This window comes from Mesorhizobium sp. KR1-2 (assembly GCF_040045035.1).
In the GTDB taxonomy this organism is placed as follows: domain Bacteria; phylum Pseudomonadota; class Alphaproteobacteria; order Rhizobiales; family Rhizobiaceae; genus Pseudaminobacter.
This window is the reverse complement of the sequence record NZ_JBDZDS010000001.1, coordinates 238,582-259,645: the sequence shown is the minus strand read 5'-3', so window position 1 is coordinate 259,645 and position 21,064 is coordinate 238,582. Positions and strand designations below refer to the sequence as shown.

The following is a 21,064-nucleotide window of genomic DNA, read 5'->3' as shown; positions in this document are numbered from 1 at the left end:
GAGCTCAAGCCCCAGGCAGGATGTGACCCGCGTCCGCCCGCCAGGTGACCCAGACCTTCGCGCCCGGCGACAGGTTCAGCTGCTCCAGTTCGTCGTGGCTTTTCTGCGCCTTGATCTCGGTTCCGTCGGCGGCCTCGAGATGAACCACCGCGGTCGCACCCACGAACTCCTCGCCAACGACCACGGCCTGCAGGCCGTTTAGTCCCGCGGACGGCGGCTGGTTGGCGAGATGCACGCGGTCGTCCGAGACGACGAAAGTGGCCTTGTCGCCCTTGGCCAACGGCTTGGCCGGATTGCGCACCACATGGAACTCGCCCGCTGCGCTCGCGATCCTGACCGTATCGCCCGTCACCGCCGAAACCTGCCCCGCGAAGATGTTGGAAGAGCCGAGGAACTCGGCCACGAAGCGGGTTCTTGGCGCCCGGTAGATCTCCTGCGGGTTGCCTATCTGCTCCACCCTGCCCCGGCTCATGATGACCACGCGATCGGCCATGGAAAAGGCCTCCGACTGGCTGTGGGTGACGTAGACGAAGGTGATGCCGAGCTCCTTCTGGAGGTTGGACAGCACCGTCTGCATGCGCACCTTGAGATGCGCATCGAGCGCCGAAAGCGGTTCGTCGAGCAGCAGGATCTCCGGCTCCGTCACCAGCGAGCGGGCGAGCGCTACGCGCTGACGCTGGCCGCCCGACAGGTGGGCGACGTTGCGGTCGGCGAATTCGGTGATCTGCATGCGCTCGAGCCAGGTGCCCACGCGCCGGCGCCGATCGGCCTTGTCCACGCCGCGCATGCGCAGGCTGAACTCGACATTCTCGCGCACGGTCAGGAACGGAAACAGCGCGAGGCTCTGCCACACCATCGGCGTGTCGCGCTGCCAAGTCGGCAGGTCGTTGATGCGCTTGCCGGCGAGGCGGATCTCGCCCTGGCTGGGAGCTTCGAGGCCGGCCAGCATGCGCAGCGTCGTGGTCTTGCCGCAGCCGCTCGAACCCATGATGGCCAGGAACTCGCCCTTGCGGATGTCGAGGTCCATGCGCTCCACGGCAACGAAGCCGCCGAACTGCTTGACGACGCCGTCGAAGACGACGAGGGCTTGATCTGTCATTGCACTATCTCTCCAGCGCCTAGCCGCCTGCCTTGGGGGTGGCGCTACGTTTCATGAGAAGAATCTGGGCCAGAACCACCAGTGTCATCGAGGCGATGAAGACGAAGGTGCCGATGACGTTGATGCGCGGGCTGACCTGCCCCTGCAGGAAGCCGAGAACCTTGACCGGCAGTGTTTCATGCAGGCCGGACACGAACCACGCCACCGCGAATTCGTCGAAGGACACGGCCATGGTGATGAACAGCGCGGCAAAAATCGCCGGCTTGCAGAAGGGTATGATGACATACCTCATCGCCTTCCATTCCGATGCGCCGAGATTCCAGGCCGCGGCCTCCAGCGACGGGTCCATCTGCGACAGCCGCAGGCGACAGATCGCCATTGCGAAGGGCGCGCACATCACCACATGGGCGATCATCACCGAATGGATCTGGCCGGAAAGGCTGACATTCGACAGGAAGGCCAGCATGGCCAGGCCCAGGATGACCACCGGGATGGTCGGCGGCAGCATCGCCAGCGCAAGATAGAACGGCTTGCCGAAGAACTTGTAGCGGAAGTCCGTGTAGGCAGCGCCGAAGCCGATCGCCGTCGCCAAGACGGACACCACAACGCCGGCGATGAGCGTGTTGCGAAGCCCCTCCCAGACCAGTGGGTCGGCGGCGACGGTCTCGTACCAGATCGTCGAGAAGCCCCCGAGCGGCAGCGACGGGAAACGGTCCACGTTGAAGGAGAACACGAAGCTTGCCGCGATCGGCGCGAAGATGAAGGCGAAGGCCAGCAGAATGTAGAGCTTCAGCGTCCAGTCGATCCAGGGATTCCGGTTGAAGTCGCTCATCGTCCGCGCTCCCGATATGCGTAGCTGACCGCCGCGAAGGCCACTGCCAGAAGAGTGGCAACCATGGTGAGGGCGATGACCGCCGCACGCGGCCACTGCTGGCCCGACTTGGTGGTGTCGGTGATCAGGATCGACAGCGTCGGAGGGTCGCCACCGCCGAGATAGAGCGGGCTCACGAAATCGCCGAAGGTCAGGATGAAACAGAACAGGGCCGCGATGACGAGGCCAACCCTGGCGCAGGGCAGCACGACCTCGAACACGGTGCGCAGCCGTCCGCAGCGCAAATTGTGCGCGGCCTCGATCAGTGTCTTGTCGATGAAGATCAGGCTGAACAACTGCAGCAGAACGACGAGCGGGAAGCTCAGGGTGAGATAGCCCACCATCATGCCGAACACCGAGTTGAGCATGCCGAACGGCCCCAGCCCGAACTTGGCAAGAAGGGCATTGATGATGCCGTTGTCGGACAGGAACACCTGCCAAGAATAGACGCGCACCAGATAGCTGGTGAAGAAGGGGATGACCATCAGGAACACCGCCCAGCGCCGCGCCGTCTCACCCAGCTTGAAGGCGATGCCGTAGGCACAGGGAAAGGCCAGTGCGCTGGTGATGACCGACGCCGACAGCGCCAGAACCAGCGTCCGGAAATAGGCCTCCCAGAAAACGCCGCGGCTGAGCATCCGCACCCAGTTTACGGTGTCGAAATCCGGCACCATGCGGAAATTCTTGACGGTCCAGAAGCTGAGAGCGACCAGGAAAACCAGCGGCGCGAGGAAGAACGCAAGCTGCCACACCAGCATGGGCAGCGAGAAGGTCAGTCCATAAAGGGTAATCGATTTCCGCATTTGCAGCAGCCCAGGCCCCAAGGGCGTCACATGCCGCAGTCGCAAGCGGCTTCCCGAGATGGAAAGGGCGGGCAAGCGCCCGCCCCCGAGGGTCGCATTACGACCCCTTGTATTCCGACCAGAAATCGTTCCAGTCTTCAAGGCTCTGCTGCACCGGCAGCTGCCGGTACTTGATACGGCCAGCGCGGATCAGGTCCATCGCGTTGCTCTCGTTGAGCAACATGCCCTGCCGCTTGGCTTCTTCCGGCGTTTCCTTCGCCAGCAACTCCCAGCCCTTCTTGTTCGGGATGAGGCAGGGATAGGCCGCCATGTTGGCCGACTTCACCTGCCCCTTGGCCGAGGTGATGTACTGGATCCACTTCTTGGCGAGATCGGCCTTCTGCGAGCCCTTGCCGATGCAGAAGGATTCGGTGAACTGCAGGCCGCCCTCTTCGGGAATTACGCTGCGCACCTTGGCGCCACCGCGTTCCAGCGCGCCGGTAATCCAGTCGCCGATGCCGGCCATTGCCAGCATCTGCCCGTTCTGCAGCGACGAGAAGGTGCCGCCATAGTCGAAGAAGCCTCCGACCTGCGGGCGCAGCGTCTTCATCTTCTCCTGCAACTTGCCCCAAGCGGCCTCGTCGATGTCATAGGGCGAGGCATTGCCGTTGAGCAGGCTGATCTGTCCCAGATTTGGCAGATGCCAGTCGAAATGCCCCACCTTCCCCTTCAGCTTGTCGGCCCAATAGACATTGTAGGTGGACGCCTCCTTCTCTGTGAGAGCGTCGGTATTGTAGGCAACCCCGAGGAACCCGAAACGAGTGATCACCGAATACAGGTCGTCTCCCTCCCAGTGGCCGGGGAAGTGCTGGAACTCGGGAAAGAAGTCGTCGAATGCATAGTCGGCAGGATCGAGCTTCTCGATATAGCCGGCGGCATTGAGCTGCTGCACATATTCAGCATCCGAAAGGATGACATCGAAGGTTCCCGCCGGCGACTGGGAGATAAGACCCAGCATGTTGTCGCCGCCGGTGTAGTATTTCGGCTTGAACTTGACGTTGTTCTCGGCCTCGAATTCGGCCACCACATCAGGTTCGGCGTGGCCGTACCAGGCGAGCATGTTGAGCTCGACCGGATCAGCGAAAGCAAGCCGACTAAGGAATGGCATCGCAAGTGCGCCACCTCCCAGAACGCTTGCACCCTTCAGAATATCGCGGCGCGACCGCGACGTCGTCAGCGTCTTATCGAGCGTCATCTTATTCCCCTGTGCTCGTTGTTTTCCCAACGGTATGGGGGGCCAATGTATTTGGAAAATTAATTCTCATAATAAACGGATTTGTACCACTTATTGGTGTTGCAGTTCGACCTTGCCGCGCCCCGGATCGCTGGAAATGCCCGCCTCATCGAGCCGCGCGACTATGTGGTTTACCAGCCGGATCCCGGCGTCGGAAAGGCGCGGGTGCTTGTAGAACAGGCCCACGCGGATCTCGGCCAGAGGCGGAAAACCTTCTGCCGGATCCAGCACCCGCATGCCGGGCAGCATGGTGTAGCGGGTCAGGGCGCTGACGCCGAGGCCGTTCATGACCGCGTTCTGTAAGCCCGAAATGCCCGGCCCCGTATAGGCTACCCGCCAGCGGATGCGGGCCGTGTCGAGCGCCTGGATCATGCGCGCGCGATAGGCGCAGCCTTCCGGGTGCGCGGCGAGCGGGACGCCGATGGCCGGATCGAAGACAGCGGTTTCCGCGGCGGCCCAAACCGGCCGCTCTATCCAGGAGCGCGACAGATATTGCGCGCGCTCGTGGTCGGTCATGGCGACCGCCAGATCAAGCTCGTCGGCGCGCAGACGGTCGAGAATCTCCCCGCTCCAGCCGCAATAGAGCTCGAGCGAGATGCCGGGATGCTCGCGGGTATATTCTGTAATCACGCCCTGCAGGAAGGCGACGGCGTAGTCGTTGGGGAGGCCGACGCGCAGCACACCGGCGATCTTCGACCGATTGAAATAGGAAGCGGCCTCGTCGTTGAGCCGAAGGATTTCGCGCGCATAGCTGAGCAGCATCTCGCCCTCGCTGGTCAGCAGCAGCGAGCGCCCGACCTGCTTGATGATCGGTGCCCCCACAAGCTCTTCAAGCCGCTTCATCTGGAGCGATATGGCCGGTTGGGTACGCCCCAGAGCGTCGCCCGCCTTGGTAAAGGCACCGAGATCGACCACCGAAACGAAGGTCCGCAAAAGATCGGTCTGGTAGTTGACAACGCTCCGCATGGATTTGAATTCCTCATGAGCGAATGACAATTATAAATTTCTCATATCATTAAAGCCGCCTCTAATCATTCTTCCAACATCGAAAATGGGAGATGATGAAAAAAAATGGGCGATACAGTTTTTGCTGCCGAATTGACCTGGCCGGACTATCACAGCCGCGTCCGGGACGGTTCGGTTCCGATCCTGCTGCCGATCGGATCGATGGAGCAGCACGGCCACCACATGCCGATGCATGTCGACGTCCTGCTGCCGGTAGAGTTCGCGCGCCGTGTTGCCGGTGAGATCGGCGCCCTCGTCGCACCGCCTTTCACCTATGGCTACAAGTCGCACCAGAAGTCCGGCGGCGGCAACCACCTGCCCGGCACCACCAGCCTGGATGGCGCGACGCTGGTGGCGGCACTGCGCGACGTGATCAAGGAATTCGCCCGCCACGGCGTGCGCCGTATCTGCCTGGTCAACGGCCATTTCGAGAACTCCTGGTTCATCATCGAAGGCATCGATCTGGCGCTGCGCGAACTGCGCTGGGGCGGCATCGAAGACATGAAGATCGTGGTGCTGTCTTACTGGGATTTCGTGGACAAGGAGACGATCGCTCGCCTCTACCCCAATGGCTTCACCGGCTGGGATCTCGAGCACGGCGGCGTGCTGGAAACCTCGCTGATGCTGGCGCTCTATCCGCATCTCGTAAGCCTCGACCGCGCCGTTCACCATGAGCCGGCCTCCTTCCCGCCCTATGACGTCTATCCGCCCAAGCCCGAATGGACGCCATCCAGCGGCACGCTCTCCTCGCCCAAGGAAGCCTCCAAGGAGAAGGGCGAGATCCTGCTAGAGGTTTGCGTCAACGGCATCGTCAACGCGCTGAAGACCGAATTCCCGCGCTGAGCGACTTCGCCGGCGCACAAAAAAAGCCGCGGTGAAAAACCGCGGCTTTTTCCTTGTCCGGTCAAAAGGGGCGTAGTGGCAGTGAAAGCCCGCGTCGATGCTCGGCTTCCTGGCCTTCCGGCGCAGGCGCGGCGGACCAATGGGGAGCCCGCTTCCGCATCGCGGAAATGATGCGAGCGACAAGGCGCACAAGCTCTGCCGCGCCGAACACCGCGGACGGCTTTGGATAACGGATCGACGGATCCTTTCCGTCGATCCACCAGCGCGGCCAGTCGTGGGGAACATGTAAAGCCACGGCCAGCCTCGCCATGCCGTCAGTTGCGGATGATGTTGTGTTCGGGACCGAACGGGAAGCCGGTGATGTTCTCGGCACCGTCCTCGCCGACGATCAGGATGTCGTGCTCGCGGTAGCCGCCGGCGCCCGGCATGCCTTCCGGCAACATGACCATCGGCTCCATCGACACGACCATGCCCGGCTCGAGGACCGTCTCGATGTCCTCGCGCAGTTCCACGCCCGCCTCGCGGCCGTAGTAGTGGCAGAGCACGCCGAAGGAGTGGCCGTAACCGAACGAGCGATACTTCAGGAGGTCCCACTCGCGGTACATCTCGTTGAGCTCGATGGCGATGTCCTTGCAGCGCGCGCCCGGCTTGATCAGCTCGAGCCCGCGGCGATGTACGGCCACGTTCTTCTCCCAGATGTCCAGGCTGGCGTCATCGACGTGGTCGCAGAACAGCGTCCGCTCCAGCGCGGTGTAGTAGCCGAAGATCATCGGGAAGGTGTTGAGCGAGAGGATGTCCCCGGACTGCACGATGCGGTTGGTGACCGGGTTGTGCGCGCCGTCGGTGTTGATGCCCGACTGGAACCAGGTCCAGGTGTCCATCAGTTCCACGAAGGGGAACGACTTGGCGATCTCGCGGATCATGGCGTTGGTGGTGGCGATCGCCACCTCGTGCTCGGGCACGCCGGCCTTGATGGCAGCCGCGCAGGCCGCGCCGCCGACGTCGCAAACGCGTGCGCCTTCACGGATCAGCTTCTGCTCCTCGAGCGACTTGATGGTGCGCATCCACATCGAGGGCTGGCTGACATCGACGAACTCGACGCCCGGCAGGGCTTCCTCGAGCTGGCGGCGGAAGTCGAGCGAGACGTGGTCGAACTCGATGCCGATGCGCTTGGCGCCCGTCGTCAGCTGCCGCACGGCGCGATAGAAGTTGTCGCGGCGCCAGTCGGTGTAGGTAATGTTGTCGCCGAAGCTGCGGCGCCACGGCTGGCCGCCGTCGATGCCGGCCGAGACCGTGGTGGCGTTGTTATGGTCGATGACCATGCCGTACTTGCGCCCGAAATAGCAGTACAGCCAGCCGGAATAGTAGTTGATGCAGTGGTACGAAGTGAACAGCGCCGCATCGACATTGTTCTTGGCCATCCAGCCGCGAACGTCGTTCTGCCGGCGGGCCATCTCGGCATCCGAGAACGGCGAATAGTCCTTCTCGCCGTTGTGCCACTTCATTACATGCAACATATCATCAGTCATCGGGCTACTCCTCTCCGAATGCGTAAGCTGATGCGGTCAAACTAGATTTGGCCGACGCATTTCAGAAATTTATTCACCTGATACCGGCATTTGACTTTCTTATTTGCCGTGCCATCCGAGGTCGCTAGCGACGCTACAAACAGCCGTCGTCCGCCCCCGGCATTTCGTGAAAAGGTGGTTCGGCGCAAAATGGGAAAGTGGATGCCGGCGCTTTAACCTGCCGCCTTCAGCGACTGGATCCACGAGCGGATCGCCACAGAGCGCGCCTAGACAGGCGCATGAATCTAACGCGAGGGCCGGTGATCCCGGCCCTCGCGGGGACAAGACTATTCGTAGATCGGAAAGCGCTTGCAGAGATCGCGCACTTCCGCGAGCACCGCCTGCTCCACGGCCGCATCGCCTTCCGGCCCGGCAAGGGCGAGCGCGTCGATGACTTTCAGGATCAGCTCGCCGATGCGACGGAACTCGGCCTCGCCGAAGCCGCGCGTGGTGCCCGCCGAGGTGCCCAGCCGCACGCCCGACGTGACCGCCGGCTTCTCGGGATCGAAGGGAATGGAGTTCTTGTTGCAGGTCAGGCCGGCCCGCTCCAGCGCGTGCTCGGCATCCCGGCCCTTCACGCCCTTCGGCCGCAGGTCCACCAGCACCATGTGGCTGTCCGTGCCGCCGGAAACGATGTCGAGCCCGCCCTTCACCAGCGTCTCGCACAGAACCTTGGCGTTGCCGACAACGGACGCCGCATAGTCGCGGAACTCCGGGCGCAGCGCCTCGCCGAAGGCCACGGCCTTGGCCGCGATCACATGCATCAGCGGGCCGCCCTGGTTGCCCGGGAACACCGCCGAGTTCAGCTTCTTGGCCAGCGCTTCGTCATTGGTCAGGATCATGCCGCCGCGCGGACCGCGCAGGGTCTTGTGCGTGGTGGTGGTGACGACATGGGCATGCGGCAGCGGGTCGGGATAGAGCCCGGCCGCGACCAGGCCCGCATAGTGGGCCATGTCGACCATCAAATACGCGCCCACCTCGTCGGCGATACGGCGGAAGGCGGCGAAGTCGATCGCGCGCGGATAGGCCGAAGCGCCGGCGACGATCAGCTTGGGCCGGGTCTCGAGAGCCTTGGCGCGCAGTTCGTCATAGTCGATCTGCTGGTCGGACTGGCGCACCTCGTAGCTGACGATGTCGAACCACTTGCCCGACATGGTGACGGGCGCGCCGTGCGTCAGGTGGCCTCCATGCGCCAGCGACATGCCCATGACGCGGTCGCCGGGATTGAGCAGCGCCAGGAACACCGCCTGGTTGGCCTGCGCGCCCGAGTGCGGCTGGACGTTGACGAAACCCGCGCCGAACAGCTGCTTGGCCCGCTCGATCGCCAGCGTCTCGATCTGGTCGACGAATTCGCAGCCGCCATAGTAGCGGCGGCCGGGATAGCCTTCGGCGTATTTGTTGGTCAGCACCGAGCCCTGCGCCACCAGAACATCGTTCGAAACGATGTTTTCGGAAGCGATCAGCTCGATCTGGTTCTGCTGCCGGTCCAGCTCGCGGGCGATTACCGAGGCGACCTCGGTGTCTCCGAGCGAAGCGCTCATCTTGAAGTTAAGCATGGTCGGTTCTCCTCCGATCCGATTCCTAAAGGTCGAGTTCGACTTCGTGGCTGGCGGCTTCCAGCAGGCCCCAAACATGCGAGGCAAAGGAGCGCCACACCTCTATCCGGAAGCTTTCCGCGCTTCTCCTGATCAGGACGACCTGCGCCTTGTCGAGGATCGTACGCGTGCCGGTTCCATCAGCCATCTCGGTGAGGTCCAGCGCGCAAGCCGAACTCAGCGCCATGATCGCCGCCGCCCCTTCGACCTCGATGCCGGTCTCGCGGTGGCCGATATCGACCAGGCTGTGGGGCGCTGCATCATACAGCGCCGCGAAGCGGGCGACGATGCCCTCGCCTTCCTCGGACGGCGCCAGCAGCAGCCACTCGTCCGGGGAGAGGCAAAGCGCCAGCTTGGTGCGCGCCACTGCCATGTCTCCAATCTTCGACGGCAGGTCGCAGCCGAAGGCCTTCGCAGCCGCGCCGGCCTGGCCCGGCGAGATGCGCAGGCTGAAGCGTGCGCAGTCCTCGGCCCGGCGGACGCTGAGGCGCGTCTCCCCCCCGACCGTGATCGGCGTTCCAGAAAATCCGTGATGTTCCATCAGCATGATCGCGATCCTATGCGTTGAGGCGCTTGCCTTCGGGGTCGAAGAAGACCGTGCCCACGACCTCGGCGGTGTGCGAGGTGCCCGGCATCGGCACATGGATGACCTTGCCCGTCCTGGCGCGGCCGCCCTCGACGAGCGCGAGCGCCACGGAACGGCCGAGGGCCTCGCTCCAGTAAGACGAGGTGACGTGACCGATCATCTTCATCGGCAACGGCTGGTTCGGGTCGTCGACGATCTGCGCCCCCTCCTCCAGCACGAGCTTGGGGTCGCTGGTCAGCAGCCCCACGAGCTGCTTGCGGTCGGCCTTCAGCATGTCCGAGCGCGACAGTGAGCGCTTGCCGACGAAGTCGGGCTTGGCCTTGCCGATGGCCCAGCCGATGCCGGCGTCCTCCGGCGTGACCGTGCCGTCGGTGTCCTGACCGACGATGATGTAGCCCTTCTCGGCGCGCAGCACGTGCATCGTCTCGGTGCCGTAAGGCGTGATGCCATACTTCTGGCCGGCCTCGTAGAGCGCCTTCCAGACTGCGAGGCCGTGGCGGGCGGGCACGTTGACTTCATAGCCGAGCTCGCCGGTGAAGCTGACGCGGAAGAGCCGCGTGGGCACGCCGCAGATCTTGCCTTCGGCCACCGACATGTGCGGGAAGGCTTCGTCCGACAGGTCGATGCCTTCGACCAGCGGCTCGATCAGCTTGCGGGCATTTGGCCCATTGAGCGCGATCACCGCCCACTGCTCGGTGGTGGAGGTGAGCCACACCTTGAGTTCCGGCCACTCTGTCTGGAGATAGTCCTCCATCATGTTGAGGACGCGGGCCGCGCCGCCGGTGGTGGTGGTGACGTGGAAGCGATCCGTGGTCAGCCGGCCGATCACGCCGTCGTCGCGGATGAAGCCGTCCTCGCCCAGCAGCAGGCCGTAGCGGCAGCGTCCGGGAGCCAGCTTGGTCCAGGCGTTGGTGTACATGCGGTTCATGAACTCCGCCGCATCCGGCCCGACGATCTCGATCTTGCCGAGCGTGGAGGCGTCGAACATGCCGAGCGACTGGCGAACGGCCCTGCATTCGCGCGCCACCGCCTGGTGCATGGACTCCCCGCTCCGCGGGAAGTACCAGGCGCGCCGCCACAGCGACACCGGCTCGAACACGGCGCCATTGGCCTCAGCCCAGCTGTCGATCGGCGTCTTGCGCGTGACCTCGAACAGCTCGCCGCGATTGTAGCCGGCAAACGCGCCGAAGGTGGTCGGCGTGTAAGGCGGCCGGAAGGTGGTGAGGCCCACCGAAGGCGGCGCCTTGCCCACGGCATTGGAGGCGATGGCCAAGCCGTTCATGTTGGACGTCTTGCCCTGGTCGGTCGCCATGCCGTTGGTGGTGTAGCGCTTGATGTGCTCGATTGACAGGAAGCCTTCGCGAACGGCAAGGCGAATGTCCTTGGCGGTCACGTCGTTCTGGAAGTCGACGAAGGCCTTTGCGCGGCCGGCATCGCGGTCGCTGGGCAGTTCGCGGTTGCTGACGCCCGTGCAAGGGAAGTCGCCATCGACCGTGTAGCTGGACTCGCGTGCGGCAAAGCCCGCATCGCGCGCTGCTGCGGCACCCGCCTCCGCTCCTTCCCGCAGGGCTTCGGCCAATCCGAAGTGGCCATTGCCTGCGCCCGCGCAGCGGCTTTCCTCGGTCCGCTCGCCGGGGAGGAACATCTGCTGTTCCTCGTTCCAATCGAGCTTGCCCTTGGTGTGCGAGAACAGGTGCACGGTGGGCGTCCAGCCGCCGCTCATCAGCACCGCCTCGCAGTTGATGGTGCGGGCCGGTCCGACCTGGCCGCCCCGGCTCACCGGATTGACGCGCACCGAGGAGACGCGGTGACGGCCTGCAGTACCCGAAACGGTCCAGCCGGCAAGCACCTCGATGTTGAGCGCGCGAGCACGCCTGACGAGCTCGTCGGACACCGTGTGGCGGATGTCCACGATAGCGGGCACACGAACGCCTGCCTGGGCGAGATCGAACGCGGCAAACCATGCGGAGTCATGCGAGGTGACCACCACCGCGCTGTTTCCGACCTTCACGCCATAGCGGTTGAGATAGGTCCGGGCGGCGCCGGCCAGCATCACGCCCGGACGGTCGTTGCCGTCGAAGACGAGCGGCTTTTCGATGGAGCCCTGCGCAAGCACGACCTGCTTGGCGCGCAGCCGCCACATGCGCTCGCGCGGCGCGTTCGCCGGTGGGTTGGCGAGATGGTCGGTGAGGCGCTGGCACAGACCGAGGAAGTTCTGGTGGTAGTAGCCGATGGCCGTCGTGCGCGGCAGCAGCGTGACGTTGGCCATCCCTTCCAGTTCGGCTCGCGTGCGAGCCACCCAGTCCGATGCGGAGAGGCCGTCGATGGTGGCCTCGCCTTCCGAAAGCAGCGAGCCGCCAAGTTCGGCCTGTTCGTCGGCGAGGATGACCTTGGCGCCGCTCCTGCCGGCTTCCAGCGCGGCGGCGAGGCCGGCGGGGCCGGAGCCTACCACCAGCACGTCGCAGTGCGCGTGGCGGCTGGCATAGGTGTCCGGATCTGGCACCGACGGCGACTTGCCGAGACCGGCCGCGCCGCGGATGAAGGGCTCGTAGACCTTGTTCCAGAAGGACTTCGGCCACATGAAGGTCTTGTAGTAGAAGCCGGCCGAGAACAGCATGTACATGGCGTCGTTGATCGCGCCCACGTCGCGCTTCAGCGAAGGCCAGTGGTTCTGGCTTGTGGTGTTGAGCCCCTCGAAGACCTCCAGCACCGTGGCGCGCGTGTTCGGCTCGAAGCGGCCGTTGCCGCGGTCGGTGCCGACAAGCGCGTTCGGCTCTTCGGACCCGGCCGAGAGGATACCGCGCGGGCGGTGGTACTTGAACGAGCGCCCCACCAGGTGGACGCCGTTGGCGAGCAGCGCGGAGGCGAGCGTGTCGCCCTCATAGCCGGTGTAGGTCGTGCCGTTGAAGCTGAAGCGCACGGGCTTGCGCTGGTCGACCCTGCCCTTCCCCTTGATGCGATAGGCATTCATTTGCGCATTCCCTCGAGCTCGGCTTCGGTCGGGCGCGGCAGGCCCGCCTTGTATGTGGTCACGAACTTGTCGCTCACGGTGTCGCGGACGGCGTTGAAGAAGCGGCCGCAACCGTGCACATGGCGCCAGCGCTCGAAATGCGTGCCGCGCGGATTGGTACGGATGAACAAATGGTCCTTCCACTGTTCGTCGGTCAAAGTGGACGGGTCGGCGGGTCTTGCGATATGGGCCTCGCCGCCATAGGCGAACTCGACCTCGGGCCGCTCGGCCTCGCAGTAGGGGCAACGGATCAGAAGCATTGCGGAACCTCCCTCAGTGCGCCACGGCCGCGGCCGCGGCCTCGTCGATCAGCCGGCCGGTCGTGAAGCGCTCGAGCGTGAACGGCGCATTGATCCAGTGCGGCTCGTCGCGCGCGATGGTGTGGGCGAAGACGTGGGCCGAGCCCGGCGTCGCCTTGAAGCCGCCGGTTCCCCAGCCGCAGTTGACGTAGAGGCCCGGCACCGGCGTCTTGCCGAGGATCGGCGAGCGGTCGGGCGTGACGTCGACGATGCCGCCCCATTTGCGCAGCATGCGCATGCGGGTAAAGATCGGGAACACCTCGCAGATCGCCGAGACCGTGTGCTCGATCAGCGGCAGCCCGCCGCGCTGGCTGTAGGACACATACTGGTCGGTGCCCGAGCCGATCACCAGTTCGCCCTTGTCCGACTGGCTGATATAGGCGTGCACCGTGTTGGACATGACCACGCAGGGGAACACCGGCTTCACCGGCTCCGACACCAGCGCCTGCAGCGGGAAGCTCTCCAGCGGCAACCGAACGCCGGCCGTGTCCATCACCACCGAGGTGTTGCCGGCGGCCGACACGGCCACCTTCTTGGCACGGATGAAGCCCTTTGCCGTCTCCACGCCGGTGACCTTGCCCGAGGCATCGCGGCGGATCGCGGTCACCGGGCAGTTCTGGATGATGTCGACGCCGCGCGCTGCCGCGCCGCGGGCATAGCCCCAGGCAACCGCATCGTGGCGGGCAACGCCGCCGCGCCGCTGCAGTGCCGCGCCCATGACCGGATAGCGCGCATTGGGAGAGAGATTGAGCGGCGGGCAGTATTCCTTCGCCTGCTCCGGCGTCAGCCACTCGTTGTCGATACCGTTCAGGCGGTTGGAATGGATGTGGCGCTTGAAGCTCTGTATGTCGTGCACGTTATGCGCCAGCATCATCACGCCGCGCTGCGAGAACATGACGTTGTAGTTCAGTTCCTGGCTGAGCCCTTCCCAGAGCTTCATCGCATGCTCGTAGAGCATCGCGCTTTCGTCATAGAGATAGTTCGAACGAACGATGGTGGTGTTGCGGCCTGTGTTGCCGCCGCCGAGCCAGCCCTTTTCGATCACCGCGACATTGGTGATGCCGTGCTCTTTGGCCAGATAGTAGGCCGCGCCGAGGCCATGGCCGCCGGCGCCGACGATGATGACGTCGTACTCCGACTTGGGCTCGGCATTCGGCCACTGCGGCTGCCAATTCTTGTGGCCGGTCAAGGCGTTACGCAAAAGCGACGCCCAGGAAAACTGGGTCACTGGAAGCTCCTCCCGATGGAAAGTGCCCCAAGTATCGACGCGACCGTTGATCTTGCACAGGATGTATGCGTCAATTGAAAGAGAGATTTGCGACAGCCGTTCAAGGCAGGGAAACATGGTCGACAGGCTGCAGAAACCACTCGACGCAAAGGAGCCGAAGGCACGGCTGTCAGTGGGTTTCATCCTGGCGCGCCGGTTCACGCTGTGCGCCTTCGCCAACTTCGTCGACGTGCTGCGGCTCGCCGCCGACGAGGGCGATCGCAGCCGGCCCATCCTGTGCAAGTGGACGGTGCTGTCGGATGACGGCCACCCGGTCCAATCGAGCTGCGGCGTTTCGGTGCAACCGCAGGAGCGATTCGGCGACCCGAGGAAGTTCGACTACATCGTCGTGGTCGGCGGGCTGATGGACGAGATCCCCAGCGCCAACGCGCAGCACAACAACTTCCTGCGCAAGGCCGGGGCTGCGAACGTGCCGCTGGTGGGCGTGTGCACCGGGGCGTTCATCCTGCACCAGGCCGGGCTGATGAACGGCTATCGCTGTTGCGTCAGCTGGTTCCATCACGCCGACTTCCTCGAACAGTTCGACGGGCTGCGTCCTGTGTCGGACCAGATCTTCGTCGTCGACCGCGACCGGCTGACGTGCTCGGGTGGCGCCAGCTCGGCGCATCTGGCCGCCTTCCTGGTGGAGCGGCATGTGGGCAAGGCGCAGGCGACCAAGAGCCTGCACATCATGATGTTCGACGAGGCTGAAATCGCGGAAACCCCGCAGCCGGGCATTCCGCTCGACCTCCACACCAACGACCCGATGGTGAAGAAGGCGCTGCTCTTGATGCAGCAGAACATGGACACGCCCTACACGGTGGCCGAGCTTGCGCAGCGCATGGCCGTCAACAAGCGCCAGCTCGAGCGCCGGTTCCAGGCGGCGCTGCAGACCTCGCCGATGGCGGCCTGCACCATGATCCGGCTGGAGCATGCCCGTTTCCTCGTGCAGCAGTCGGAGCGTTCCATCGCCGCGATCGCGACCGAGTCGGGCTTCTGCGACGCCTCGCATCTCAGCCGGGCGTTTCGCAAGCGCTTCGGCGAGACGCCACTTGCGCTCAGGCTGAAAGGCAATGTTTTGAAGACGGCAATCCCCAGCGAGCCGGCCTTTCTCGAACCGGCCAGCTCCTGAAGCACGGTGTGCGCGGGCAATCGCCGTCTATCAGCTTATGATCGGGATCTTCCGGGTTTGCTGGACGACTTCGGAGGGCTTGTGGATCGTCACTGTCAGGACGCCCCTGGCGAACCTCGCGTCGACCTTGTCCGGATCGATGGTGAACGGCAAGGTGACCGACCGGGAGAACTCTCCGTATCTGCGCTCCTTGCGGAAGTTGTCGCCGCCCTTCGTCTCGAACTTGGACTTCTTTTCGCCCGAGATCGTAACGGCCTGGCCGGAAACCGAGACGGTAATGTCCTTCTCGTCGACGCCCGGCAGCTCGATGCCGAGTATCACCTCTTTTTCCGTATCATGGATATCCATGTCGGGCACCAGCCCGGAGCCAGCAAAGGGCGCTGAGCCGCGAACGCTTCGCGAGAAATCCTCGAACAGTCTGTCGATTTCCTGCCGAAGATTGCCCAGGCTTGACGATTTGCCGACGTGATCCCAAAGCGATGGCAGAGGCGCACGCATCTTACGGTTACCTCCTTGTGCGATTGCAGGCGATGGAAACGCACTCCGTTTCACCGCAAAATACCCAAAACAGGCTGGCTGTTCCTTGATCCGCGTCAACGCTGCCAGCCGTCGGCGGATGCGCAGTGTCTTGACCGGGATCAATGTTCTGCGACGCCGCGAGCGGCAGACTGACCGCCCAAATTGCAGGTGGACGGGGCGCTTGCCGCAATGATCGTCGACGACCAGAGCCAGGTTATCGCCTTTCTGAAAGAGCCGCGCTCCTATGGCATCGACAGTCCGGTCGAGGTGATGGAGACGCACATCTCGCTGATCTTCCTTGCCGGTGACCGGGCGTTCAAGATGAAGCGGGCGGTGAAGCTGCCCTATGTCGACTTCTCCACGCCGGAGCTACGCCTGGCCGCCTGCGAAAAGGAGGTCGCGCTCAATTCGGCGACAGCGCCCGGGCTCTATCTCGGAGTCCGCCGCATTGGCCGCAACCAGGCCGGCGAACTGGCCTTCACGGGCGACGGCGAGACGTTGGACGCGGTGGTCGAGATGGTGCGGTTCGACCAGGAATGCCTGTTCGACCGGATGGCGATGGCAGGCGCGCTTACGCCGCAGCTGATGACCGAGGTCGCGCGCACGGTCGCCCGGTTCCATGAGCAGGCACCAATTGCCCATGTCGGCGGCCCGGCGAACATGCAGGCCGTGCTGGACATCAACGAAGCGGGATTTGCCACGAGCCACGTGTTTCGACCCGAGGAAGTGAGCGCCTTCGTCGCCAGTTTCCAGAACGCGCTGGCACGCTGTTCTCCCCTGCTCGACGACCGCGTCGCCAAAGGCAGGATCCGCCGCTGCCATGGCGACCTGCATCTGCGCAACATCTGCCTGTTCGGCGGGGAGCCGCGGCTGTTCGACTGCATTGAGTTCAACGACCAGATCGCCACGGTCGACGTTCTCTACGACCTCGCCTTCCTGCTGATGGACCTCTGGCATCGCGGCCTGCCCCATTTCGCCAACCTGGTCATGAACCGCTATCTCGACGAGACGGACAACGACGACGGCTTTCCGCTGCTGCCGTTCTTCATGGCGGTTCGCGCCGCCGTCCGCGCTCACGTCACCGCCACCCAGGTCGAGGAAAGCGACGCAGCGTCCGAAGAACTCGTCGCGAGGGCACGCTCCTATTTCGAGCTCGCGCTCTCGCTTCTGGTCGACAGCCCGCCCCACCTCGTCGCGATCGGTGGCCTGAGCGGCTCGGGCAAGTCGACCGTGGCGGAGGTGCTCGCACCTTGGGTCGGGCCGCCGCCGGGCGCACGCATTCTTGAGAGCGACCGCATCCGCAAGGCCATGTTCGGGGTCTCGCCCGAAACCCGGTTGGACGTCGCGGCCTACCAGCCGGATGTTTCGGCAAAGGTCTATTGGACGCTTTGCGACCGGGCCCGTGCCATTCTCGCCGCCGGAGGCTCTGTGGTCGCCGATGCGGTCTTCGACCGGCCGGACAACCGCCTGCTGATCGAAACGGCGGCCAGGCAAGGGGCAGCGACCTTCACAGGCGTCTGGCTGGAAGCAGATACTGGCACCTTGCTGCAACGCGTGCGCGAACGGGTGCGAGGGCCGTCCGACGCGACGGTCGAGGTTTTGCAAGGACAGCTGGGACGAAGCGTGGGTGAACTCGGGTGGCAGCGTGTGGCGGCCGTGGGGCCGCCCAGCTCGACGGCCGACAAAATTTTGTCCTTGGGCAGTGCCCACAAAACGCTCAAGGAACCAGCACCGCCGCTCCGCTGAAACGCCCGGCGCGAAGATCGGCAAGTGCGGTGTTGGCCTGCTCGAGCGGGTAGGTCACCGTATGGGTGCGCACCCCTGCCTCGCGTGCGACGGGAAAGAAAGTGGCTGCGTCATTGCGTGTGAGATTGGCCACGGAGACCAGCTCCCGCTCCTCCCACAGCAGCGCGTAGGGCATGGAGGGTATGTCGCTCATGTGGATGCCGCCGCAAACCACGCGGCCGCCCTTGCGGACCGCCCGCAGCGCGGCGGGCACCAGACTGCCGACAGGCGCGAAGATGATCGCGGCATCCAGCGGCTTTGGTGGCTGCGCGTCGGAAGCGCCCGCCCAGACCGCGCCCAGTTCAAGCGCGAAACGCTGCGCCTCGAGATCGTTCGGCCGCGTGAAGGCATACACCTCCCGCCCCTGCCAGACGCAGATCTGGGCGATGATGTGGGCGGCGGCACCGAAGCCGTAGAGGCCGATCCGTCTGCCCTCGCCCGCCTTCCTGAGCGAACGCCAGCCGATCAGGCCTGCGCAGAGCAGCGGCGCGAGCGACACAGGGTCGGCTTCCATGTCGAGATCGAAGGCATAGGCGGCATCGGCCACCACATGGGTGGCAAAGCCGCCATCGCGCGTATAGCCGGTGAACAGCGGGCTGTCGCACAGGTTCTCCATGTCAGCTCGGCAGTAAGGGCACACGCCGCAGCTGTACCCAAGCCAAGGCACGCCGACGCGCCGGCCGAGCCGCGCCTCGTCCACACCTTCACCGACCGCATCGACCAGGCCGACGATCTCATGGCCGGGAACGAGCGGAAGCCGAGGATGGGGAAGCTCGCCGTCGACAACGTGGAGGTCCGTGCGACAGACGGCGCAGGCTTCGACCTCGAGCCTGACTTCGCCTTTGCCCGGGCGCGGATCGGGCCGTTCCTTCAGCACCAGCGGCTTTCCGACCGCCTCCAGCACCATCGCTTTCACGGTCGCCACCGCCCTGAGGAATCGCGATGGCCGCTGCTATTCGATGCCCCGAAGTCCTCCCAGTGGTCGCAATGCAGACGCAACCGCGTTTGATCGCCGGGCCCCGGCGGGGGCGTTTTCGTCTCGGCGTCCGGGGGCCGTTCATCCGGGCGTTGCAGCGGCGGGAAGTCGGCGGGGGTTATGGTTTCGCGGTCGAGCAACAGCCGCGCGCCGGCCTTCAGATCGGTCAGTCGGGACCGCAAGAGGTCCTTTGCCGCCTCATACGCGTCGTCGATCATTTTGCGGACGGCGAGATCGACCTCGCGGGCGGTGGCCTCGGAGTAGTCCTTGGGATGCATGGCAGGTGGTTGCTGGTCACCCAGCCACTGCGATCTCTGCTCCTCCAGCACAGCCTGTCCGACCGTATCGCTCATGCCGAAGCGCGTGACGCTCTGCCGGGCGATGTCGGTGGCCTTGGCGAGATCGTCGGCCGCACCCGTCGAGATTTCCCCATAGATGATATCTTCCGCCGCACGTCCGGCCAGCAAGGTAACCATCCTGTCCTTCAGTTCGGCCGCCGTGATCAGAAAGCGGTCCTCTGTCGGGCGCTGAAGCGTGTATCCGAGCGAGCCGATGGAGCGCGGAATGATCGACACCTTCCGGACCGGGTCCGCCCCCTTGAGCACGGTCGCAGCAAGCGCGTGACCCATCTCATGATAGGCGACCCGCTCTCGATCGTCGGGCCTCAGCAGACGGCTCTTCTTCTCCGAGCCGGCGACGATGCGCTCGACGGCGTTGGTGAAATCGACCATCTCGACCTCGCTTGCGCCCCTTCTTGTCGCGAAAATCGCGGCCTCGTTGACGAGATTGGCAAGATCGGCGCCGGTGAAGCCGGGCGTGATGCCTGCAATCTCTTCGAGGCTGACCTCCGGCGCGACAGTTATCGACTTCATATGCACCTTCAGGATCGCCACGCGGCCTTCACGATCGGGCCGATCGATCACGACCTGTCGGTCGAAGCGACCGGCACGCAGCAGCGCCGCGTCGAGAATTTCGGGCCGGTTGGTCGCCGCAAGCAGAACGATGCCGACGCGAGGGTCGAAGCCGTCGAGCTCGGAGAGCAGCTGGTTCAGCGTCTGCTCCTTCTCGTCGCCGCCGCCATATCCCGCGAACGGGCTGCGCGCCCGGCCAAGCGCGTCGAGCTCGTCGATGAAGATGATGCAAGGGGCCGCCTGCCGCGCCTGCTCGAACAGGTCGCGCACGCGGGCAGCGCCCACGCCGACGAACATCTCGACGAACTCGGACCCTGAAATGGAGAAGAACGGCACGCCGGCCTCGCCGGCCACGGCACGCGCCATCAGCGTCTTGCCGGTGCCGGGCGGGCCGACCAACAGCGTGCCCTTGGGAATGCGCGCACCCAGTCGCCCGTACCTGTCCTTGTCCTTCAGGAAGGAAACGACCTCCTGCAGCTCGGCCTTCGCTTCGTCGGCACCGGCGACGTCATCGAAAGTCACTCCGGTCTGGCGCTCGAGATAGACCTTGGCCTTGGACTTGCCGATATTGATCAACCCGCCCATGCCCTGCCTGCCCGCGACGCCGCGAAACAGGTAGAACCAGAGCCCACCGAAGATCAGCAGCGGAACAACCCAGGACAGGAGTACCGTCAGCCAGTTGCTGTCGCTGGCCCCGGATACCTTGACGCCGGCCTTGTCGAAGACCGCCGCTGCGGTCGGGTCGACGCGATTTGTCACGAACATCGTCTTGCCGTTCTGGGGCTCCTTGAATTGCCCCTCGATCATCGTCTCCGTCAGGGTGACAGATGCCACCTTGCCCTGCGCCACGAGTTGCATGAGGTCGGTGTAGGAAACCTGCTCCACCGACCGATATGTCAGCCACAATTGGAGGAGGCTGATGGCCAGAAAGGCGGCGATGAAATAGCCGACGTTGAAGGTTTTCTTCTTGTCCATCTGTTCCACGAGCAATTCCTGGGGGCGCGTCCCGAGCGGCTGCCGGCCTCAGCCGGTCTTGAGTTGACTGAAGTTCATTTGGCTCACGGCTTCGCGCAGCTCCAGTATCCCCAGTCTGGTGAGATCCTTTGAGATCTCGGTTATGGTGATGTTGCGAAGCCCTTCCGGCAGTGCCTGGCGAAGGTCTCCAAGCATGCGGGGAGCGGCGATGATGGCGAGGCGGTCGAAGTCGCCCGCCAGAAGATGCTCTTGGAGCACCGAGACAAGCATCGCCGCAAACGCCTGCTGCTCTTCGTGCACCGGGTCGGAGTGATATTCCATCGACGAACTGCGGGTGCCTCCCGCCGAGGCGAAGCCTCGGCCTGGCTTGTCGGCCATGATCTCCCGCAACTGCTTCTTGGGCGAAGTGAAGACCAGTTCCTCCAGCGGTTCGGCTGGCCGTTCCTGCGTGACCGCATTGCGCAGGATACGCGCGCGTGAACCGTCTGCCACGAGAACCCAAATCCTGAGCGGCTTCATTTCGACCTCCTGGTCCTGGATCAAGTCT

General features: G+C 64.3%; 18 protein-coding genes. 3 read left to right on the top strand and 15 right to left on the bottom strand.

The genetic code is table 11. The features are described from left to right. Positions 1-4: 4 nt before the first annotated feature. From ABLE85_RS01250 to ABLE85_RS01230, 5 genes are all read right to left on the bottom strand, one after another. Positions 5-1,099, bottom strand: coding sequence for an ABC transporter ATP-binding protein (locus ABLE85_RS01250; protein WP_348790872.1), 1,095 nt, complete (start codon positions 1,097-1,099; stop codon positions 5-7). Positions 1,100-1,118: 19 nt separating this feature from the next. Next, positions 1,119-1,931 carry an ABC transporter permease gene (locus ABLE85_RS01245; RefSeq protein ID WP_348790871.1) on the bottom strand — a complete coding sequence of 271 codons (813 nt, stop codon included), beginning with the start codon at positions 1,929-1,931 and terminating at the stop codon, positions 1,119-1,121. Beyond that, positions 1,928-2,773: an ABC transporter permease gene (locus tag ABLE85_RS01240; RefSeq protein ID WP_348790870.1), complete on the bottom strand. Its 846-nt coding sequence runs from the start codon at positions 2,771-2,773 to the stop codon at positions 1,928-1,930. The genes ABLE85_RS01245 and ABLE85_RS01240 overlap by 4 nt, the downstream gene beginning before the upstream one ends. A 97-nt stretch (positions 2,774-2,870) precedes the next feature. Next, entirely contained in the window at positions 2,871-4,007 is a 1,137-nt protein-coding gene (locus tag ABLE85_RS01235; RefSeq protein WP_348790869.1) for a spermidine/putrescine ABC transporter substrate-binding protein, read from the bottom strand. A gap of 90 nt (positions 4,008-4,097) precedes the next feature. After that, positions 4,098-5,012 carry a LysR substrate-binding domain-containing protein gene (locus ABLE85_RS01230; protein ID WP_348790868.1) on the bottom strand — a complete coding sequence of 305 codons (915 nt, stop codon included), beginning with the start codon at positions 5,010-5,012 and terminating at the stop codon, positions 4,098-4,100. Between the two features lie 105 nt (positions 5,013-5,117). Between ABLE85_RS01230 and ABLE85_RS01225 the strand changes: the two genes are divergently transcribed. Beyond that, positions 5,118-5,894: a creatininase gene (locus ABLE85_RS01225; RefSeq protein ID WP_348790867.1), complete on the top strand. Its 777-nt coding sequence runs from the start codon at positions 5,118-5,120 to the stop codon at positions 5,892-5,894. Between the two features lie 314 nt (positions 5,895-6,208). On the opposite strand, the gene ABLE85_RS01220 is transcribed toward ABLE85_RS01225, so the two are convergent. The 6 genes from ABLE85_RS01220 to ABLE85_RS01195 all read right to left on the bottom strand — a co-directional run bounded on the left by ABLE85_RS01220 (position 6,209) and on the right by ABLE85_RS01195 (position 14,180). Beyond that, complete coding sequence (locus tag ABLE85_RS01220) at positions 6,209-7,423, bottom strand: M24 family metallopeptidase (RefSeq protein ID WP_348790866.1); 1,215 nt, start codon at positions 7,421-7,423, stop codon at positions 6,209-6,211. Positions 7,424-7,749: 326 nt separating this feature from the next. Further along, positions 7,750-9,018: a serine hydroxymethyltransferase gene (gene glyA / locus ABLE85_RS01215; RefSeq protein ID WP_348790865.1), complete on the bottom strand. Its 1,269-nt coding sequence runs from the start codon at positions 9,016-9,018 to the stop codon at positions 7,750-7,752. Positions 9,019-9,043: 25 nt separating this feature from the next. After that, complete coding sequence (locus ABLE85_RS01210; RefSeq protein WP_348790864.1) at positions 9,044-9,604, bottom strand: sarcosine oxidase subunit gamma family protein; 561 nt, start codon at positions 9,602-9,604, stop codon at positions 9,044-9,046. A gap of 10 nt (positions 9,605-9,614) precedes the next feature. Next, positions 9,615-12,614, bottom strand: a complete 3,000-nt coding sequence (locus ABLE85_RS01205) for a sarcosine oxidase subunit alpha (protein ID WP_348790863.1) — start codon at positions 12,612-12,614, stop codon at positions 9,615-9,617. Next, positions 12,611-12,913, bottom strand: a complete 303-nt coding sequence (locus ABLE85_RS01200; RefSeq protein ID WP_348778233.1) for a sarcosine oxidase subunit delta — start codon at positions 12,911-12,913, stop codon at positions 12,611-12,613. The genes ABLE85_RS01205 and ABLE85_RS01200 overlap by 4 nt, the downstream gene beginning before the upstream one ends. A 13-nt stretch (positions 12,914-12,926) precedes the next feature. Next, on the bottom strand, positions 12,927-14,180 hold the full coding sequence (locus ABLE85_RS01195) for a sarcosine oxidase subunit beta family protein (protein WP_348790862.1): 1,254 nt from the start codon (positions 14,178-14,180) through the stop codon (positions 12,927-12,929). Between the two features lie 115 nt (positions 14,181-14,295). Here ABLE85_RS01195 and ABLE85_RS01190 point away from each other — a divergent pair, with 115 nt between their 5' ends. After that, on the top strand, positions 14,296-15,351 hold the full coding sequence (locus ABLE85_RS01190; RefSeq protein ID WP_348790861.1) for a GlxA family transcriptional regulator: 1,056 nt from the start codon (positions 14,296-14,298) through the stop codon (positions 15,349-15,351). A gap of 30 nt (positions 15,352-15,381) precedes the next feature. Here the strand turns inward: ABLE85_RS01190 and ABLE85_RS01185 are convergent, their stop codons facing one another. Beyond that, positions 15,382-15,993: an Hsp20/alpha crystallin family protein gene (locus tag ABLE85_RS01185; RefSeq protein ID WP_348790860.1), complete on the bottom strand. Its 612-nt coding sequence runs from the start codon at positions 15,991-15,993 to the stop codon at positions 15,382-15,384. Between the two features lie 66 nt (positions 15,994-16,059). Between ABLE85_RS01185 and ABLE85_RS01180 the strand changes: the two genes are divergently transcribed. Then, positions 16,060-17,616 (top strand): AAA family ATPase, encoded by a 1,557-nt coding sequence (locus tag ABLE85_RS01180; RefSeq protein WP_348790859.1) that lies wholly within the window; start codon positions 16,060-16,062, stop codon positions 17,614-17,616. On the opposite strand, the gene ABLE85_RS01175 is transcribed toward ABLE85_RS01180, so the two are convergent. Genes ABLE85_RS01175 through ABLE85_RS01165 form a run of 3 tightly spaced genes read right to left on the bottom strand, consistent with a single transcriptional unit; the run spans position 17,588 to position 21,036 of the window. After that, a complete protein-coding gene (locus tag ABLE85_RS01175; protein ID WP_348790858.1) occupies positions 17,588-18,571 on the bottom strand; it encodes a zinc-dependent alcohol dehydrogenase family protein in 984 nt (327 codons plus the stop codon). The genes ABLE85_RS01180 and ABLE85_RS01175 overlap by 29 nt on opposite strands. Continuing rightward, positions 18,568-20,517, bottom strand: a complete 1,950-nt coding sequence (gene ftsH / locus ABLE85_RS01170) for an ATP-dependent zinc metalloprotease FtsH (RefSeq protein ID WP_348791426.1) — start codon at positions 20,515-20,517, stop codon at positions 18,568-18,570. The genes ABLE85_RS01175 and ftsH overlap by 4 nt, the downstream gene beginning before the upstream one ends. A 48-nt stretch (positions 20,518-20,565) precedes the next feature. Beyond that, the gene (locus ABLE85_RS01165; RefSeq protein WP_348790857.1) at positions 20,566-21,036 is read right to left on the bottom strand and encodes a host attachment protein; all 471 of its coding nucleotides are present in this window, start codon (positions 21,034-21,036) and stop codon (positions 20,566-20,568) included. Positions 21,037-21,064 lie beyond the last annotated feature (28 nt).

Bases quoted from the DNA above. Each gene is read 5' to 3' on its own strand.
- ABLE85_RS01250 (WP_348790872.1), bottom strand. From the start codon at position 1,099: ATGACAGATCAAGCCCTCGTCGTCTTCGACGGCGTCGTCAAGCAGTTC.
- ABLE85_RS01245 (WP_348790871.1), bottom strand. From the start codon at position 1,931: ATGAGCGACTTCAACCGGAATCCCTGGATCGACTGGACGCTGAAGCTC.
- ABLE85_RS01240 (WP_348790870.1), bottom strand. From the start codon at position 2,773: ATGCGGAAATCGATTACCCTTTATGGACTGACCTTCTCGCTGCCCATG.
- ABLE85_RS01235 (WP_348790869.1), bottom strand. From the start codon at position 4,007: ATGACGCTCGATAAGACGCTGACGACGTCGCGGTCGCGCCGCGATATT.
- ABLE85_RS01230 (WP_348790868.1), bottom strand. From the start codon at position 5,012: ATGCGGAGCGTTGTCAACTACCAGACCGATCTTTTGCGGACCTTCGTT.
- ABLE85_RS01225 (WP_348790867.1), top strand. From the start codon at position 5,118: ATGGGCGATACAGTTTTTGCTGCCGAATTGACCTGGCCGGACTATCAC.
- ABLE85_RS01220 (WP_348790866.1), bottom strand. From the start codon at position 7,423: ATGACTGATGATATGTTGCATGTAATGAAGTGGCACAACGGCGAGAAG.
- glyA (WP_348790865.1), bottom strand. From the start codon at position 9,018: ATGCTTAACTTCAAGATGAGCGCTTCGCTCGGAGACACCGAGGTCGCC.
- ABLE85_RS01210 (WP_348790864.1), bottom strand. From the start codon at position 9,604: ATGCTGATGGAACATCACGGATTTTCTGGAACGCCGATCACGGTCGGG.
- ABLE85_RS01205 (WP_348790863.1), bottom strand. From the start codon at position 12,614: ATGAATGCCTATCGCATCAAGGGGAAGGGCAGGGTCGACCAGCGCAAG.
- ABLE85_RS01200 (WP_348778233.1), bottom strand. From the start codon at position 12,913: ATGCTTCTGATCCGTTGCCCCTACTGCGAGGCCGAGCGGCCCGAGGTC.
- ABLE85_RS01190 (WP_348790861.1), top strand. From the start codon at position 14,296: ATGGTCGACAGGCTGCAGAAACCACTCGACGCAAAGGAGCCGAAGGCA.
- ABLE85_RS01180 (WP_348790859.1), top strand. From the start codon at position 16,060: ATGATCGTCGACGACCAGAGCCAGGTTATCGCCTTTCTGAAAGAGCCG.
- ftsH (WP_348791426.1), bottom strand. From the start codon at position 20,517: ATGGACAAGAAGAAAACCTTCAACGTCGGCTATTTCATCGCCGCCTTT.
- ABLE85_RS01165 (WP_348790857.1), bottom strand. From the start codon at position 21,036: ATGAAGCCGCTCAGGATTTGGGTTCTCGTGGCAGACGGTTCACGCGCG.